Source organism: Chloroflexota bacterium, from assembly GCA_016219275.1.
GTDB lineage: Bacteria > Chloroflexota > Anaerolineae > UBA4142 > UBA4142 > JACRBM01.
The window spans coordinates 1-17045 of record JACRBM010000085.1; the positions used below are offsets into that span (position 1 = coordinate 1).

The window sequence follows — 17045 nt, forward strand, 5'->3', positions numbered from 1 at the left end:
ACGATTCCCCGTGGCGCAAAGTTCCAATTTGCGATTGGCAAGTTGGAAACTTGCCCTACGATTCCCCGTGGCGTAAATTTCCAGTTTGCGATTGGCAAGTTGGAAATTTGCCCTACAATTCCCCGCGGCGCAAAGTTCCAATTTGCGATTGGCAAGTTGGAAACTTGCCCTACGATTCCCCGTGGCGTAAATTTCCAGTTTGCGATTGGCAAGTTGGAAACTTGCCCTACGATTCCCCGCGGCGTAAATTTCCAATTTGCGATTGGCAAGTTGGAAACTTGCCCTACGATTCCGCGTGGCGCAAATTTCTAATTTGCGATTGGCAAGTTGGAAACTTGCCCTAAGATTCCGCGTGGCGCAAAGTTCCAATTTGCGATTGGCAAGTTGGAAACTTGCCCTACGATTCCCCGTGGCGTAAAGTTCCAATTTGCGATTGGCAAGTTGGAAACTTGCCCTACGATTCATCGCCGACAATTTTGAATTCGCGGGGCGCTCCAAGCGTGGGCGCATTCGGCGGGAGAAAAGTTTGATCCATCGGAAAGCCAGATTGCCAAGGCGCGGCTTGCGGTGGCGCGATGATATACACCGGCGGCTGCATCGGACGCGATTCGTACTCCTCGCGGCGCGACTCACCGCGTCCCCAGTTCTTGTTGATCGCGACCATCAACGCGAGACTCACCGGCAACGTTGCGCTGATGCCGCACAGCGCGCCGACGAGCACCGCCATCGCTTCGTTGGACAAACGATTGCCGACGATGATCGCGAGCGTGACGGCAAAGACAAGCGCGACCAACAGCCCCGCATTCCTCAGCCAATCCTTGTTACGCATCGAATCGTTTCCGCTCATTTCACGCGCCGCAATCCACCCAACATGCGACCGAGCATCGGCGCACGGACTGGCTCGGTTACATAGGACATACTTTTGCGCGCGACTTGATCCGCTTTGATTTGCGCGGCTTGAAATCGAATCATTTGCCCGCCCGCGATCAAAATAAAGTCGCCGCGCCCGGCGAGTTTCTCCGCGCCCGTCCCGCCGATACCCGCCGCGACGCGCGCGTCTTCCGATCCCGCGACGCGCCCGACGAGCCGCACCGGAAAATTCGCTTTGATGAGCGTACCCACCGCGCTTGCGGTCGGTTTTTGCGTACACGCGATCACCGACACGCCCGCGCTGCGCCCGCGTTGCACGAGTCGTGTGAGCGCCGCTTCAAGTGGCGCGCCGCCAGTCTGCAACGCGTCCGCGAGTTCGTCCATCACAACGACGATGCGCGGGCGCGTGACGTGGAGCGGGTCGCGTTCGCGCCGTTCCATTTCCGTGACGAGATACCTCAGGCGCGCGAGCGTTTCTTCAACGTCCGCAACGATTGGAAAAAGCAGATGCGGCAATTGCGCGAAGGGCGCGAGACCGTGCCGCTTGGGATCGAACAACGCGAGTTGCAGATCGCGCGGTTTTTGGTGCGCGGTGAGCGACGCGATGATCGTGCGCGCGAGTTCGGTCTTGCCGCTGCCGGTCGTACCGGCGATGAGCACGTGCGCGACATCGGGCGACGACAAGCGCAATAAGAGCGGGACGCCTTCGCTGTCGAGTCCGAGCACCGCGGTGCCCGCGCACGCGAGCGCGCGCCGCGTCGCGTCATCGCGCTGTAACTGCGCTTCCAGTTCCGCCAGCGTCACAAAGCGCGAATCGGTGCGCGGCACTTCGAGCGAGAGCGTTCCGTTCGTGCGCGTGAGCCGCGCATTGGAAACTCCGAGCGCCAAGGCGACCTCCTCCGTGAGCGCTTCGAGCCGCGTCAGTTTCGTCGTGGCAGTCGGCGCAAGATGAAACTGCACCGTACGCGGCGTGAGCCGTCCGCCCCACACGCGCGCCGGCGCTTTGTGCGCGATCAACACTGCCTCGATCTTGTCGGCTTGAAGGTTCAACAAACGTTTGTCCATTGTTAGTTTGATTGTGAGATTGGCTGGATAGTTTTGGATGCAACTCTCAAACTAACAAACTATCCAACTCGCGAACTAGTCCGTCCATCCGGCGCGACGTTCCTCTTTCACACGCGCGCGCGGCGCGGCTAACACGATTGGCGCGACCTGTTTTTCTTCGTCAGGGCGCGGCGGATTTTGTTTTTGATGGGCGAGCCACTCTTGCAACTGGATGATTTTTTGCGCGACGACGTTTTGCCGCGCGATTTCTGTTGGCGCGACCGGCGGTGGTGCTGCCGGCGCGATGGGCGATGGCGCGACCGGGGCAGTCGCGCGCGTGCGGCGTTCGTTCGTTGTGCGCGTTGGCGCGATGACTTCGGGCAGAGGTTGGCGCAGCGCGCAGCCGGCGCAATCGCGCGGCGAATGAATCGGGATCACCTTTGCCGCGCACGCCGCGCGACCGAGCGCGATCGTCGGCGCGGCATCTTCGAGCACGGTGGACTTGCCATTACCCCACCGCACCGTGATCGGCGGACGCGCTTGATGATCCAACGTGCCGCGCAAGTGCGCGCAGTTGATCGCGGCGACCGGACACGCGCGACAAATATTCGGCGTCACTTCACGTTCGCCGGTTTTGATTTTATCGCAAAGGATATGTCCTTCGTCGTCTACCTGACGATACGGACATGGTTTGAGATTCACATCCAACTCCAGGCGCAGAAAAAGAACGTCTGTTCTGATTCCCATTATACCAGAACAGGCGTTCTATGTCAAGGCGCGGCAGATTAAATTTTCGCGCCGATGTTCAATCGCCAGAATCCAGGTTTCTTGAAGAAACCTAGATTCTATCCCCGCTTGCCGATTGCATTCGGCGAAGGTATTCGCGCGCGGGATGATACGCCATTTTCATCACAACTACTTTTCTCATGTCCCGGCTCCTCCTTGAATCAATGCCGAGTCTCGGCGATCTTGTCGAAGGATTCGTTCCAGCTGGACGAAGCGTGTTCTGAATTATTGTTGATCATACGCCTGCTTTAAAGTTTTGATGTCAATCTTCTTCATGTTGAGCATGGCTTCCATGACCCTTTTCGCCTTCTCGGGATCCTGGTCGCCGAGCATCTCGCCAAGGATCGTGGGATTGATCTGCCATGACAAACCATATTTGTCTTTCAGCCAGCCGCACGGTCCTTCTTCTCCGCCTTCAGAAAGCTTTGCCCAAAACTTGTCTACTTCTTCTTGCGTCTTACAGCTCACCGAAAACGATATGGCTTCAGTGAACTTGAATTGGGACCCACCGTTCAAGCCGATGAACCCCTGTCCATCAAGCTCGAATTCGACAGTCATCACCCTGCCTTTCGGTCCTGGTCCCCCTTCTCCATAACGAGTGGTACTCACAATCTTCGAATTGTCGAAAATCGAGACGTAGAAATTCGCCGCCTCCTCGGCTTGGTCATCGAACCACAAGAATGGGGCGATTTTTTTCTGATTATTTTTTGTCATGCTGTTTTCTCCTTTTGATTATCGTACGCCCGTTTCAACCACGTGAGCACTTGAGCGTCAATTTGTTTTGGGTCGCTGATGCGTACGCGATGAGTGACCATGGCGTTCCACGATCCGGCAGCTTCAAGCCGTCCGGCTGGCGCGACGCCTTTGAGTTTGATGCCGATGTCCAAGCGATCGTCTGTTGTTTGCACGATGGCGAATTTCTTGCAGCCGCGGCGCAGATTGATGTACGTCATGTTGGACGCCACCGCGACATCCGCGCCAAACTTGCGAACCCGTTTCTCGAGTGCAGCGTATGCCTTGCGCCACTTGGCTTTTTTGCCTGCGAACAATTTCTCGATCCGGTCTGCTGGGCTGGCTTTGACGTCGTCGGCGTGACCGATCACTTGCCATATCGCTCCGGCGTGACCATAGCCAAGCCCAAAGTCTTGCTTGAGCCAAGCGACGATCGCGCCGGCTTTTGTCAACCCTTTTTCTTTGGCAAGCGCGCGAAAGTCAGCCGGCGTCTTGCCGGTCTTGGCTTGGATGTTGTCGAGGTAGGACTGGAATTTTTTCTTATCGTTGTCAGACACGATTCCGCCTCCCGTTTTTTGTTGTTGCTGTTTCTGGTTCTGGCGTTAGCTTATTTTTTGAGCGGCTCATAGGTGAGGAGCATGACGCCCGTACGGGTTGCCTTTGAATCCACCAGTCTCAATCTCTTCAGAGCGCCCCCGTCCTTGAAGAGACGCTTGCCATTGCCCACGACGACCGGATGGACCATGAGTATAAGCTCATCGAGGAGATCGTTCTGTAGCAAGGATCGAACAAGTGTGGGACTACCGGCGACGCCAATGTTCTTGCCGGGTTGCTGTTTCAACTTGGTGATTTCTTCCGCGAGGTTTCTCTTGATCAGCGTCGAATTCTTCCACTCGACCTTGTTCAAAGTTGTTGAGACAACATACTTGGGCGTGCTGTTAATGTGGCTGGCATACGGCTCGTCGGTTGAAGTCGGCCAATAGGGCGCCCACTCCTCATAGGTCACCCGCCCGAGAAGAATGGTGTCCTCTCCGGCAATGTGTGCGCTCATGCTCGCCATCATGTCTTCGTCAAAGTGATCGAATTGCCATTTATCGGGCGATTCCGTGACGCCGTCCAGGGATATGAACAGTCCTGCAACTACTTTTCTCATTTGAATTCTCCTGTGTCGGTTATTTCTTTTTGTTGCCGGTTGTATTGAACGCGACCGCGGCACGAATGAGTTCCTTCAAGGCGGACTCATCAATGTCGTCGCCTTCGCCGAAATCAATGGCGCGCGTGGCTTTTGCATCCAGCCCAGCATTGAAGAGACGCTTCGGGTCCTTCAAGGAAGCGCCTTTGAAAAAGTTGAGCTTGACGTGATCCTTGAAAGCGCCGGCGGCAACAACGTTTCCTTTATGCGACCACACTGCCGTGCCCCACTTCCATTCCTCGGCAAGGTCAGGCGCGGCTTCCAGGATCAGTTTGCGTAATCGCGCAAGCATTTTGCCGCGCCAGTCGGCAAGTTCTTTGATCTGCATGTCTATGTGTTGAGACGGAGTCAAATCATTTTTCGAATCTGTTTTCTTCATGTTGTCTCTCCCTCGAACACAACCTGGTTTTCATCAGCCATGTAGTGGTTCGAAAGCAACCGATAGCTCTTTGTATTCATCGCGATCAGCGTCACCCCAAGCCCGATGATGCCGGTCAGTGTGAAGACAAGCGCGATGCCGCGATCCGCGCCGATACCAAACCAACTGCCGATGAGCGCAACGCCGGCTCCGGTGGTCATGAACGGGATGAAGACAAGCTCCGCGAGCGGACCGATGAGAAACGTGGTCAGGGGTGATGCCGCCATCTCAACGCTCTGCGCGAATCCGAACACCCTCCCCTGGCGTTCCGGCGGAACGACCTTCTGAATGATCGTATGTTCCGCCGCTTCGATGAAAGGCGCTACGGACAGGTAAATGAACATACCCGCCGTCAGAAGTACGATGGAGGGCTGGATGGTAAAGACACTGCTGATCGTCCAGATACAGATATTGGCGGCGAATAATGCCCACAGCGGATTTTTGCCAAGCCCCCATTTGGCGATGAAGAGTCCGCCCACGATAAACCCGCAACTGAGAAACGCCCACAGTACTCCCCACACCTGGACCGAAACGAGAGAGAGTCCGTACGCGTCCATGAGACCCATGAACACGCCGCCCAGGAAATTATTAAAGGTCGTGAAAAAGATCAACGCGAACAAGCCGGGAATCGCCGAGATGATCATCAGCGTCCCGCGAATATCCAGCTTCGCCGGCTTCCCATCGAGGTGCGCAATTTCTTTTTCCGGAATGGTCAGCGTGTAAAGATGTACGATCGAAGCAATCATCATCGCCATCGCGAGGATGAGCACCAGATACATGCCTGAATGTCCCACCAGGAATCCACTGATGGCTGAAACGATGAGAAATCCGATCCCGGTGGCTGTCCCAGCAAGTCCGTTCGCCTTGTCCCGCCCATCCTCGGGGATGAGAATCGTGATGAGGGTTGGCAGCGCGATGGCGCGGATGTTTCCCGCGATCACGCCCAGAAGAAGTAAGGGTACAAAGATCCACAGCGTGACGCTAGCAGGATTCTTGAAAGTCTCGGACGGCGCCGCGAGATACATGGCAAATCCGATAGCGTAGATGAACAGTGACACAAAGCCGGAGAGGAGCATCACGTGCTTTTTCTTATAGTGGTCAACCAGACTGCCGAACCAGAATCCGGAAAGCGCAACCGCGACTAGATAGATGCCGGAGACGAAGGCGGTTGCAATGACCGAGCGCGTTTCCAGGTAGACGAAAAACACCAGCGCGAACCAGACTGTCATATTCGTGACGTTGGCAATGAGCGTATTCGCGAGAAGATGATAGAACGTCTTCATACAAGTATCCTTCTAGATTTCCTATCGGCGAACGAGAGTCCTTTGGCGCGCAACGCGCGATGGAGTTGAGCGAGCGCATTGGGTCCGATGCCATGTAATTGCTTGACCTCGTCCTCGCTGAACTTGGTCAACTGCTCGAGTCGCGCGATGCCAGCCCCAGCGAGCGCCCGTCGCGCCGGACTAGCCAGTCCCAGCGGAAGGTCGCTTGCCGGACGATCGTTCTGTTTACTATTCATGGATGTTCCTCTCAAATTAATTTACTCTGCTTTTGGCAGCGGCGCATCAAGGAAAGACGTGACGGTGGGCGCGAGCATCGGGGAAAAGACGATGCTGTAATGCGTCGTGCCAGGCAGGATCGCGAGGCGCGCGTTCGACATTCCCGATCCGTCCCAGCCCGCATCCTTCTTGCCACCGCCGAGCAGTTCGAAAAATTCTATCGTGTGCGCGGGGCGAATCGCGTCGGCATCGCCGACCACGATCAGCGTGGGCGTTTTGAGCGCCGCGACTGCCTTCGACCAATCATAGTTCTGTCGAATCAACTCGCCCCTCTTGACCACCAACGTCTGCCAATCGTCGCGGTTGGGCGCGGTGTTGATATATGCCTGGTGCATCGGGGAGCCGATCATGGCTTTGGCGGCTTGTTCATTCATTGATTTCATACTCGCGCGTACCTCGGGGTACCATCCCTCGTTCCTAAAAGGGACAGAGACGAGCGCCAACTTGCGTACCAACTCTGGGTGTCGAATCGTCGTTTGCAGAGCGACACCGCCACCCAGAGAATAGCCGAGGATGTCTGTCTGTTCCAGTCCGAGGTGTTGGATCAGTCCGGCAATATCGTCCGCCATTTGCTCGAAGGACAACGGACGATTGATGTCAGCCGTATGCTGATGTCCTTGCAGTTCGACGCCGACGACCTGCCGGTTCTCGGCAAGGGCTGCCAGAATGGGAGCGAACATACCGATTCCGCCCAAACCGCCGTGAAGCAAAATCAACGGCTGCCCTTTGCCATAAATTTCGTAATACATCCTAAGACCGTTTACGTTCGCGTATTTGCCCTGAGTCATCTCGATCCTCCGCGTTATTTTCTGTCTGGCTGGTAACAGAGTAAAACGTTTCCATTACCGAACGTCCTGGTTTTTACCAGTTTCAGATTTTGTTTGTCCTTTGACTTTTCGAATAATGGTGTGCCGTTGCCCAGGATCACCGGGTTCACCATGATGCGATGTTCGTCAATCAAATCCAACTGCATCAGCGTTGACATCAAGTTGGCGCTGCCGAACAGAGCGAGGTCTTTGCCGGGCTGTTGTTTTAGTTTCGAAATTTCTTCGGCGATATGATCTTTGATCAACCTGGTATTATTCCATTCGGCTTTGTCGAGCGTCCGCGAGAATACAAGCTTGGGCAAACGATTCATCAGGTCGGCAACGATGGGATCGTTTTTGATCGCGTCCGAGGTGGACCAATAACTTGCCATGAGTTGATACGTCACGCGCCCGAATAAGAGCGTGTCCATTGCGCTTGTCTGTTCGATGGCAAATTCGTTGAATTCCGCGTCTACGTTATGCCAGTCAATTTCCTGATTGGGTCCCTCAAAGAAACCATCGAGGGCAACCATGTTGAATGAAAATAGTTTACGCATCATCCGCTACCGCCGTCGCGATTGACATGACCTCACTAACCGTCCGCCAGTTTCGAGCTGTTACCGCTACGCCCAACGCCTTTTCAACTTTCGCGGCGAGTTTAGAACGTCCGATCCCATCAGGGGCGTAGAGATAGAACACTTGATTGATGAGCTTGAACTGCTCACTCTTTGTTTTGATCGTTTCAAGAGTTTCCAAATCCGGCTTGCGCGGAATGGAATCCAAGAAAAAGAGATGCAACGATTTTGGTTCGTGCACGCCTTGGGGAAATGGGTTCCTTGCAATCGCCGCTTGCAGTTCTTTGATGCCAAGCAAGAGCACCTGGGGCGACAAGCCGCGCGCTTTTTCTATCGCGGCGCTGATTTTCCGCGACAGATCAGTGGCATTCGCCGGCGCGCTTTGAAAAACCACGTTGCCGCTTTGAATATAGGTCTTGACCTTTTTCAAACCCAGACCTTCAAGCACATCTACCAGGTCGCGCATCGGCAGGATGGTGTTGCCGCCAACGTTGACGCCTCTCAGCAACGCGATGAATGTGTTCATTTTTTCCTTGCCTTACGCGCCGGCGAGCATCAACTGCCAGGACACGCCGAATTTGTCGTTGATCCACGCGTATTTTTTGCTGAATGGGTACGCGCCGAGCGGCATAAGGACCTGTCCATCCTGAGACAAAATGCTCTTGATCGCCGAATCCGCGAACAAAGAGACGTAAAAATTCATGGCTTGTTCGGCTTTGCCATCGAACATCAGAAAAGTTGTAATCTGTTTCATTTGATCGCTCTTTTTCAATACCTTCGCCAATTTATTCCTTCATCCGCGAATCTTCGCTAATTTTGTTTTTTATTCGCGTGATTCGCGTGATTCGCGTGATTCGCGGATCAATTTATGCTTTTGGCGAAGATGTTGCTTTTTATTTTAGGTTTTCAGCAACTCTAAATTTAACGGTTTTGCTTATCAATTTCAGCGGCAATGGTTTGTCTATTGGAAAATTTAGTGAACTCTTTGCGCCTTCATATTGCGATATTTCTTTTTTGAATGCTTTATTGCCGGCGGGTATCGGATACATTCCGATATGATTTTTCCAGGCGGAGAAATGTACCAAATGCCTGCCGTTCAGATCGAATGTGGGCATTTGATAGGCAATTTTTTCTTCTGCGTCAGGAGCAGCGGCTTTTATGGTCGCCCGCAATTCTTCCAATATTTTTTGTATTTCTTCAGGAAAGGTTGCAATGTATTCACCAATTGAATTAAAACCGACTTTGCTTTTCATTGGTACTCCTTTTTTCTGTTGCTTTTTCAGCGCCTGATTGAACCCACTTGCATCTTTCCGTCTATTTCAGAACACGGAATCTGAGATGTGTCACGCCTGTGCCTTCGACAACGCCGGTGTATTCCAGTTCGATTCGCTTGCTATCCAAGTTGTCGAACAGTCGAATACCAGAGCCAAGCAGAACTGGCGCGAGATCAATCGCGATCTCATCAACAAGTCCCGCAAGCAAACACTGTTGCACGACTTTCGAGCCACCGATACTAACGTTTTTGCCGTTGGCAACTTGCTTTGCCTGAGCCACGGCGCTTTCGACACCATCTGTAACAAACGTAAATGGTGATCCTTTTTTGCTCCATTTACTTGGCGGATTGTGGGTAACGATAAATATTGGCACACCTAAGGGTGGAATACCGCCCCACGCATCTGAGACATCAAAGTCCCGTCGTCCTGTAACGATCGCGCCGATTGAGTCCCATTCTTTGCGGATCAGCGCCGCACTTGCCTTGGACACTTGAAACACCCTGGGCACACCCACGATAGGAAGATCAGTATCGCCAGCCATATACCAGCCAAAAATTGGCGAAACATCATCGTCCGGAGCGGCAATAAAGCCATCCAAAGACATCGTTTGGGCAACAATAGTTTTAGCCATACTCATACTCATACCGATCTCCTTCCTGTATTTTGCCCCTGGGTTTCGATTCTGTCGGTTTATCGTGTCACAGGAAACAGCCAACTACTTTTTAACCCTGGTCATAGTTGACTTATATCCGCCACCACCCGGATAATGCCAGGCGCCGGTGTTAGTGTTGCCGTCGTCGCTAAACGTACCCTTGAAATATGCCGGGGAACCCCTCTCGCCACCCCAAATCGTAAGGGCGTCGCCTTCTATTTCATACACGTAGTCGAAGGTGTTCCCCATGTTGTCATAGATGCGCGTTTTGATGTCCTCGCTTGGTTGCCCGTCAAATGGCTTTAGATGTCCAATGATCTCAATGCCCTTGACCTTGTGTCCCTCCAACTCAAGGTCAAAATGTTGTATCAGGAAAAAGCCGCCTTCCATCCACTCATAGGTGACCGTTCCTTGTGCTCCGCCGGATATTTTCCACGTGCCGACTAATCTATCCAGACTTTTGAGATCGGGATTGGGTTTGGGTGGTTGTTGTTGAGATTGAGCGTTGATAGTGTTATCTGCCATAGTCATTTCTCCTGACAACTAATCCATCAGCGCGCCGCAGGAGATGTTCACTTCTGTGGCGGTCATGGTGCGAGCGTGATCTGAGGCGACGAAGGTCGCCACGTTGCCCACATCATCCAGGGTTGCTGCTCGGTTCAGCAAGGTGGCTTTCTGAATCGCAGTGGTGATCTCGTTCTTTCCGGCGAAGGTATCAGGGATGGACTCGGGCACGCCTCCCGTTTTCAGCGTGACGACGCGGATGCCGTGCCGTCCCAGTTCGCATGCCCATTGCCGGCGCAGACCCTCGATGGCGTCGAGAGCGACTTTGAAACCACCCAGCCCAGGGAGAGTTTGCGCGCCGTTTCCGCCGAACGCCAGGATCACTCCCGACCCGCGCTTGACCATGTGTCGGGCGGCTGCCCTGGTAGTCAGGAAATGCGTCCGCATTGCGTTCGTGATCGGTTGCAAGAAATCCTCAACCGCTATCTCGGTCAGCAGCTCCTGGATGTCTCCGTACGAGATGAGGTTGAATGAGATATCAATGCGCCCGGCTTGCTCGACCAGCGCATCAACATACTCGTCAACTGTCCGCTCGTCGAGGGCATCAACGACAGCGGTATCCGCTACTCCGCCAATCGAGCGGATCTCGTCGGCAACCTTGTCGAGCTTTGCCTTGGTGCGACCGGCGAGGAAGACCCTGGCACCCTCGCGGGCAAAGGCGCGTGCCACTGCACCGCCAATCGGACCACCCGCGCCGTAGATCAAGGCAACCTTGTTCTCGAGCAACATGTTCGTTTTCCTATGTCCTGGCAAAGATTGCCGCCATCTTGTCGAGGCACTGCTCCATACCCATTTTGGACAGTTCCATCATTTGCCCCACCGTCCAGTCATATTCCGTAACAGTCAATTCCGTCTTGCCGTTACCCAGGTCTTTGAAGGTTGCCAGGTTACGCAAATCCTGTGGAAAGTCCGGCGGCATGCCTGTCGAGACAGGATCAATCTTGTTGCCGTCTTTATCAGCCAAGTTGTGGATGTACTCGATCCGCCGCATCGGCACAATTTTCCGCTATTGCCAAGTGCTGTATTGATCGCCGAATTGTGGCGAACTCATGCAGACAAGCGATGTTCCGCCTTCGCGAAAATCAATCTTGGCTATCGGGCAAGTAAAGATGTCTGGTCCCCACCACTGCATCACGTACTCCGGGTCGGTCCATGCTTTCCAAACCAGTTCGACTGGCGCGTCGAAGACGCGGGTAATGATGAGATCCTTTTTCTTTACGCTTTGGGTTGACTGGGCTGACATTTATTTTTCCTTTCTTGTAACAAGCGTGGTGTAGGAGCGAGACATTTTCCGCGCAAGCATGCGAAAAATGTCTCGCCCTACTTGATCGCCGGCGGAATGTTCTGGTTGAGCCGGAAAAAGTTGGTCGGGTCGTAGCGACGCTTGATCGCCGCCAGCCGATCCCAGGTTGTCCCCGGGTATGCCACGCGGATACGCGCCTCGCCCTCGTCGCCAAGAAAGTTGACGTATGCGCCGCCTTCATCCTGTCGCAGTGTCGTCGCAAACTCGCTGACCCAGGATTCATGCGTGGCTTGGTCGTCGGATCGTTCGTAAAGCGCGGCGACATTCACCAAGATTCTTGACTTGCGGTGAGCGAACGCAGTAGCATCATTAGGCACGCGCGCCATCGCTCCACCGAGTACGCGAATCTGCGCCACGCGCATCGACGCGGTCGAACTCTGGAGGTGATCGAGGATCGTCTCAGCCACAGAACGATTGACGGTGTTGACGAACATCGTGCGATTCGCCGCGACGGGGTGATAGTTCGGGTCGTCCGGCGGATAAATCTCCGGGTAGCGCATCTGCCGCACCATGTCAACGATCGGTGTAGCGAGCGCCTTGAAAGGTGCGATGGCGCGCTCGCCGGCTTGTCCGCCGCCAGCGTGGACCATGAGCGCCATGATGACAAGTTTTCCGTGGTGCTCGGTCGGCACGAACGGCATCGGTGGCGCGGGCATAATATTCGCGATGGTTGAAAGCTCATCCGGCGCGGCTTCCGCCTCGGCGATGAACGAGGCGATGACGTCGGGCGTCGCGGGCAGGAGCAGCATCCCGCCCACGATTGTATCGAGTTCGTGCAACCGAAACTGGAAACGTGTCGCGACGCCAAAGTTGCCGCCGCCGCCGCGAATCGCCCAAAAGAGGTCTGGATGCGTTTCGGCGTCTACACAGAGGAGCTGACCATCCGCGGTCACAAGCTCGGCAGCCAGCAGGTCGTCAATCGTGAGTCCATATTTGCGGACGAGGTAGCCAATACCGCCCCCAAGCGTAAGCCCTCCGATACCGACCGAGCCAGTGTCGCCGAACCCGGTCGCCAAACCATAGGCATTCGCTTTGGTCGTGTATTCGCCGGCAGTCAATCCCGTCTCAGCCCACGCGGTGCATTGTTCGCGATTGATGTCCAGCGCCCGCATGTCCGAGAGATCGAGCACGATCCCGCCATCTGTGGTGCCATGCCCAGCGCCGCTGTGACCGCCGCTGCGAACCGCCAGTTCGAGTCCGCTCTCACGCGCGAATGAAATGACGCGTGAAACATCCGTCGCGTTCGCGACCCGGACAATGACCGCGGGTCGGCGGTCTATCCCGCCCATGAATACAGCGCGCGCCTGGTCGTAATTCGTGTCGTCCGGCGCGATCACTCGACTCGTGAGGACGGCGCGTAGTTGTGGGATCGAGATGGTGGGATTGGTCTCTGCCGATATTGAACGATTCTTTTTCGTCAAGCTATTTCTCCCTTTCATAGGTACCGATCGTGTTTCTCAGTTTTCAACGACGTTGACAGATTGGATGTAACCCTTCCCATCAGGGTCTCCAGCTTATTTTTCGGCTGGCTGATAGGTAAGGATGACAACAACTATTTTTTTCATTTTGTTCTCCTCGCGCAAATGATCACTTGAACGCGTACTCGAAACTGATGGGGAATGGTCCCTGCCCGGAGATTTCAAATTCTCCGCGGCTACGCAACCCTTGCAGATCACCCGTCCCGGAACCTGGCACGACGAACCAACGATCCTTTACAACAAAGTCACGAAGGAACACAAAGAAAACCCTGGGCGGTTCTCTGTGTCCTTCGTGGACATTCTCATTCGACCACTAGCACATTAACGGCGAGCGTTAGGCAGCCGGTGGTCCAGACAGAATCAAATGATTGCCTTCCGAATCCGCGATGATCGCATAGGTGCCCCAGGGTTGCTGGTCGGGTTCCTGGACGAACGAAACACCTTTGGCTTTCAACTCGGCATGGAGTTTTTTCATGTTGGTAACACCGAAGGTGAGCGCCTGGGATTTGCCGACGACCTGTTTGTAGTGTTCCCAGTTTTGATCGGGCAGATAAAGGATGACCTCGGTTGCCGCGCCCTTGGGCGCAACCGCGACCCAACGCGCAGTCGCGCCGGGATAAAGCGGGGCGTCTTTGCGTAGTTCAAATCCGAGCACCTTGGTGTAAAACTCTTTTGCGCGATCCTGGTCGTTCACGAAAACAGAGACGGTGCTAACTCGGTCAATCATGTTATTTTTTCCTTCCGCGGATTGGCGTTTGTCGAACAAATAGAACGCCTGTTCGGATTTGAATTATAAATCCAAACAGGCGTTCCTGTCAATAGAAATTGAATTAAAGTTTTTCGCGCGCGGTTTTGGCTACGCGGGCACGCGTTGCAACTGCCGCACGACGAGCACGACCTTGCCTTGTACCTGCACGTTATCCGCGCGCGCGTAAAATGCTTTCATCGTCGGGTTCATTGGTTGCAAGCGAATGCGCGCTTTTTCGCGATAGATACGTTTCAGCGTCGTCTCTTTTTCTTCTTTGAGCCACACCGCGCACATATCGCCGTTCTGCGCCGTCTCGACTTTTTTCATCACGACAATATCGCCGTCGTTGATGAGCGCGTCAATCATCGAGGTGCCTTTGACCTGCAACGCGAACAGTCCCTCCTGATCTTGAATCAGATCACGCGTGAGCGTGATGACTTCGCCCTCATAAGGCGAAAAGGCAGTCTCGGGCACCGGCATCGGATGACCGGCGGCGATCTTGCCGAGCAGCGGAATCTGCACAAAGTTCGCCGCATCGGCGATGGTTTTCGCGCCGGGGATGACGACGCGCAAACCACGCGAGACTTCTTTCTCGCGCTGAATAAAACCCTCGCGTTGAAGGATGTTGAGATTATAGTTCACGACCGAGGTGGACGAGATGCCAACCTGCGTGCCGATTTCGCGGATCGTCGGCGGGCGTCCTTTTTCGCGCGAGAATTTCGTGATGAACTCGAACATACGTTGTTGTCGTTCCGAGAGAGCCATGGTTACCTCCTGCTGGCGCACGGAGCGCGGTGGAACATTTGTCCGCATTATACCACGAACGCTTGTTCTGTGTCAAGCACAAGTTTGAAAATCGAAATTCGCTTTCGTGGTAAAATAGCCGCATCAAATTGAAGAAAGGTTCTGACAGCACAGCTATGCTAAACCCAAACCATCATCCCCATAACATCGTGTTCGATTTTGGCGGGGTTCTCGTGGATTGGAACCCGCGCCACCTCTATCGCAAATTGTTCAACGGGGACGAGCAAGCCGTCGAAAGATTTCTCGATGAAATCGGGTTCGTACCCTGGAATTTAGAAATGGATCGCGGGCGCTCCTTTGCCGAGAGTGTCGCCGACTTGAGCCGGCAGTTTCCACAGTACGCCGACCTCATTCGCGCGTACGACCTACGCTGGGAAGAATCCGTCCCCGGACCGATCCAGCCGACCGTGAACATTCTCCACACGCTCAAACACGCCGGGTACCGATTGTACGGTTTGAGCAACTGGTCGCACGAAAAATTCCAGCTCGTGCGTCCGCGTTACGCGTTCTTCGATTGGTTTGACGCCATCGTCATTTCAGGCGATGTGAAAATGACCAAGCCCGACCCGCGCATCTATCACACGCTCTTGGCACGCATCGGGCAACCCGCCGACGCGTGCGTGTTCATTGACGATTCGGAAACGAATATCGCGATGGCGCGCCAACTCGGCTTTGCGACGATCCATTATCAATCGCCCGAGCAATTACAGCGCGCGTTGAATCAACTCGGCGTCGCGTGTTAGTCCGCTCCTAAAAACAAGACCTTCCAGGCGCTTGCGCAAAACCTGGAAGGTCTTTGAATACGGCAAGTTGGAAACTTGCTCTACGAAAACACTACGGTTGGTAGATGTGGTCCGGCGTGTACTGAATCGCGCCGACCTTAGTAGGATCGTACATATCGAGCAAACCCTGGAGCGGCATGCCGTTCGTCGTCGGCTTCCACAACTCGACGACGGTGTCGCCGTGATAGAGCATTTGCCAACGCGCGTAGCGACGCGGGTCGTCCGCATCCGTGATCGCGCGCGAGCGGCGCGCCGAATCCTGGGCAAGTTCCTTCATCAAATCGGTACCGCATCCAAAGCCGTACGGAAAATCGCGGCGATTCGTCGGAATGTCTTCGACGAATTGTTCGTCCACGCGCTCGGTGCCAATATGAACGTGGACACCACCGCGAATAATTGGCACGCTAACCGAACCATTCGGGTCGAGTCGCCAATCGCCGCGTGCGTTCTGGCTCACGCGCACTTTCGGCACGCTGTGCACGAGCGTGTACATTTCGAGCGCCTCGACGGAGGGACCTTTCGGCTTGATGCCTTCGGGCGCCCATACCTCGACCTTGCCGTCTTTCATCCCGCCGATCACGACGACTTCTTCGCGCTTGAGCGCGCGCTTGTCCACGTCCCAACTGCCGGACGCGGTGACCATTAGCGCGCCGGTTTCCGGATCGAACGCGAACAACATGCCTTCGCTAAAACCTTTCATCCCCAGGTACCGATTATAAATGCGCGCGGTTTCGGGCGTCACGTAATCGCTCACCATCTTGGGCGCGGGCAACAAACGCAACGCCGCCATGCGATGCCCGGCTTCGATCAACGCTTCGGGTGTGCGCGTCTTTTCCCAGGTCGCGCGCGGAATCGCGTTTTCGATGATGCGATACTCGCCGCCGACATCGTGCGCGCACGCCGCGCTCACCAAGCGGTCGCGCAATTTGTTCACGATATCGCGCGTGTCGGTCGGGTGTCCGCCTTCGAGCGTGCAGTACGTCGCTTCGTACAATTCGCCGGTCGCGCGATTGCCGCTGAGAAAAACCATTTTGGGCGAGCCGATGCGCGCCGCCGCAGTGCGCGCGATATCAATCGCCTCGGCGTGCGAAAACTGGGTCATCCGTTCGCGAATCGTCACGAGCGTGACCAGGTTGTCGGGACGCTTGGGCAAACCGTATTCGCGCATCAACGTGAGCGAGAGCGGCAGCGGGCGTTCGGGAATCCGCTCGACGAGCGGGCGCGCGTCGTCGGGCACATCGAAGAACGCGAGCATCAGGTTCACTTTGCCGGACGATTGCTCGACAACTTGGTGTTGTTGTTCGCGAAACGCCGCGAGTAGTTTGGGCAACAATTCACTTTGCACGCGGTCGCCGGGTGTGGGTTCGTTCAACACCGCGACGGTGCGCGGCTCGAACCACTTGCACTCGATCAGACTCGCGGGCAGATCAAGAACTTGAGACATACTTACCTCATTGA

At 54.9% G+C, this 17045-nt stretch carries 23 protein-coding genes and 1 pseudogene; 1 reads left to right on the forward strand and 23 read right to left on the reverse strand.

Going from position 1 to position 17045, the window contains the following annotated elements; genetic code table 11:
- Window positions 1-454: 454 nt before the first annotated feature.
- The 22 genes and pseudogenes from HY868_22545 to lexA all read right to left on the reverse strand — a co-directional run bounded on the left by HY868_22545 (window position 455) and on the right by lexA (window position 14814).
- Window positions 455-847: a hypothetical protein gene (locus HY868_22545; protein MBI5304930.1), complete on the reverse strand. Its 393-nt coding sequence runs from the start codon at window positions 845-847 to the stop codon at window positions 455-457.
- Entirely contained in the window at window positions 844-1935 is a 1092-nt protein-coding gene (locus HY868_22550) for a DNA translocase FtsK (protein MBI5304931.1), read from the reverse strand. The genes HY868_22545 and HY868_22550 overlap by 4 nt, the downstream gene beginning before the upstream one ends.
- A gap of 75 nt (window positions 1936-2010) precedes the next feature.
- A complete protein-coding gene (locus HY868_22555) occupies window positions 2011-2616 on the reverse strand; it encodes a hypothetical protein (GenBank protein ID MBI5304932.1) in 606 nt (201 codons plus the stop codon).
- A 309-nt stretch (window positions 2617-2925) separates the two neighbouring features.
- Window positions 2926-3414: a VOC family protein gene (locus HY868_22560; GenBank protein ID MBI5304933.1), complete on the reverse strand. Its 489-nt coding sequence runs from the start codon at window positions 3412-3414 to the stop codon at window positions 2926-2928.
- Window positions 3411-3989, reverse strand: coding sequence for a DUF4287 domain-containing protein (locus HY868_22565; protein MBI5304934.1), 579 nt, complete (start codon window positions 3987-3989; stop codon window positions 3411-3413). The genes HY868_22560 and HY868_22565 overlap by 4 nt, the downstream gene beginning before the upstream one ends.
- 50 nt (window positions 3990-4039) lie before the next feature.
- Window positions 4040-4585 carry a dihydrofolate reductase gene (locus HY868_22570; GenBank protein MBI5304935.1) on the reverse strand — a complete coding sequence of 182 codons (546 nt, stop codon included), beginning with the start codon at window positions 4583-4585 and terminating at the stop codon, window positions 4040-4042.
- A gap of 19 nt (window positions 4586-4604) precedes the next feature.
- Entirely contained in the window at window positions 4605-5003 is a 399-nt protein-coding gene (locus HY868_22575) for a DUF1801 domain-containing protein (GenBank protein MBI5304936.1), read from the reverse strand.
- Window positions 5000-6325, reverse strand: a complete 1326-nt coding sequence (locus HY868_22580; GenBank protein ID MBI5304937.1) for an MFS transporter — start codon at window positions 6323-6325, stop codon at window positions 5000-5002. The genes HY868_22575 and HY868_22580 overlap by 4 nt, the downstream gene beginning before the upstream one ends.
- Window positions 6322-6561 carry a DNA-binding protein gene (locus HY868_22585; GenBank protein ID MBI5304938.1) on the reverse strand — a complete coding sequence of 80 codons (240 nt, stop codon included), beginning with the start codon at window positions 6559-6561 and terminating at the stop codon, window positions 6322-6324. The genes HY868_22580 and HY868_22585 overlap by 4 nt, the downstream gene beginning before the upstream one ends.
- Window positions 6562-6582: 21 nt before the next feature.
- Window positions 6583-7350: an alpha/beta fold hydrolase gene (locus HY868_22590; GenBank protein MBI5304939.1), complete on the reverse strand. Its 768-nt coding sequence runs from the start codon at window positions 7348-7350 to the stop codon at window positions 6583-6585.
- Window positions 7351-7403: 53 nt separating this feature from the next.
- Complete coding sequence (locus HY868_22595; GenBank protein ID MBI5304940.1) at window positions 7404-7964, reverse strand: dihydrofolate reductase; 561 nt, start codon at window positions 7962-7964, stop codon at window positions 7404-7406.
- Window positions 7957-8508: a DUF1697 domain-containing protein gene (locus HY868_22600; GenBank protein ID MBI5304941.1), complete on the reverse strand. Its 552-nt coding sequence runs from the start codon at window positions 8506-8508 to the stop codon at window positions 7957-7959. The genes HY868_22595 and HY868_22600 overlap by 8 nt, the downstream gene beginning before the upstream one ends.
- A 12-nt stretch (window positions 8509-8520) precedes the next feature.
- Complete coding sequence (locus HY868_22605; GenBank protein MBI5304942.1) at window positions 8521-8736, reverse strand: VOC family protein; 216 nt, start codon at window positions 8734-8736, stop codon at window positions 8521-8523.
- A gap of 139 nt (window positions 8737-8875) precedes the next feature.
- Window positions 8876-9235, reverse strand: coding sequence for a DUF1801 domain-containing protein (locus tag HY868_22610; protein MBI5304943.1), 360 nt, complete (start codon window positions 9233-9235; stop codon window positions 8876-8878).
- Between the two features lie 61 nt (window positions 9236-9296).
- On the reverse strand, window positions 9297-9887 hold the full coding sequence (locus HY868_22615; protein MBI5304944.1) for a dihydrofolate reductase: 591 nt from the start codon (window positions 9885-9887) through the stop codon (window positions 9297-9299).
- Window positions 9888-9971: 84 nt separating this feature from the next.
- Window positions 9972-10433, reverse strand: a complete 462-nt coding sequence (locus HY868_22620; protein MBI5304945.1) for a hypothetical protein — start codon at window positions 10431-10433, stop codon at window positions 9972-9974.
- 18 nt (window positions 10434-10451) lie between these two features.
- Entirely contained in the window at window positions 10452-11201 is a 750-nt protein-coding gene (locus HY868_22625) for an SDR family oxidoreductase (protein MBI5304946.1), read from the reverse strand.
- A gap of 10 nt (window positions 11202-11211) precedes the next feature.
- Window positions 11212-11715: pseudogene (locus HY868_22630) on the reverse strand (SRPBCC domain-containing protein).
- Window positions 11716-11792: 77 nt separating this feature from the next.
- Complete coding sequence (locus HY868_22635; GenBank protein MBI5304947.1) at window positions 11793-13214, reverse strand: FAD-binding oxidoreductase; 1422 nt, start codon at window positions 13212-13214, stop codon at window positions 11793-11795.
- A 148-nt stretch (window positions 13215-13362) separates the two neighbouring features.
- On the reverse strand, window positions 13363-13512 hold the full coding sequence (locus tag HY868_22640) for a DUF3224 domain-containing protein (protein MBI5304948.1): 150 nt from the start codon (window positions 13510-13512) through the stop codon (window positions 13363-13365).
- A 75-nt stretch (window positions 13513-13587) separates the two neighbouring features.
- A complete protein-coding gene (locus HY868_22645) occupies window positions 13588-13980 on the reverse strand; it encodes a VOC family protein (protein MBI5304949.1) in 393 nt (130 codons plus the stop codon).
- Between the two features lie 129 nt (window positions 13981-14109).
- On the reverse strand, window positions 14110-14814 hold the full coding sequence (gene lexA / locus HY868_22650; GenBank protein ID MBI5304950.1) for a transcriptional repressor LexA: 705 nt from the start codon (window positions 14812-14814) through the stop codon (window positions 14110-14112).
- A gap of 107 nt (window positions 14815-14921) precedes the next feature.
- On the opposite strand from lexA, the gene HY868_22655 reads away from it, so the two are divergent.
- A complete protein-coding gene (locus HY868_22655; protein MBI5304951.1) occupies window positions 14922-15548 on the forward strand; it encodes an HAD family phosphatase in 627 nt (208 codons plus the stop codon).
- A 91-nt stretch (window positions 15549-15639) separates the two neighbouring features.
- Here HY868_22655 and HY868_22660 read toward each other — a convergent pair whose 3' ends face one another.
- Window positions 15640-17031, reverse strand: a complete 1392-nt coding sequence (locus HY868_22660) for a hypothetical protein (protein ID MBI5304952.1) — start codon at window positions 17029-17031, stop codon at window positions 15640-15642.
- Window positions 17032-17045: the final 14 nt, after the last annotated feature.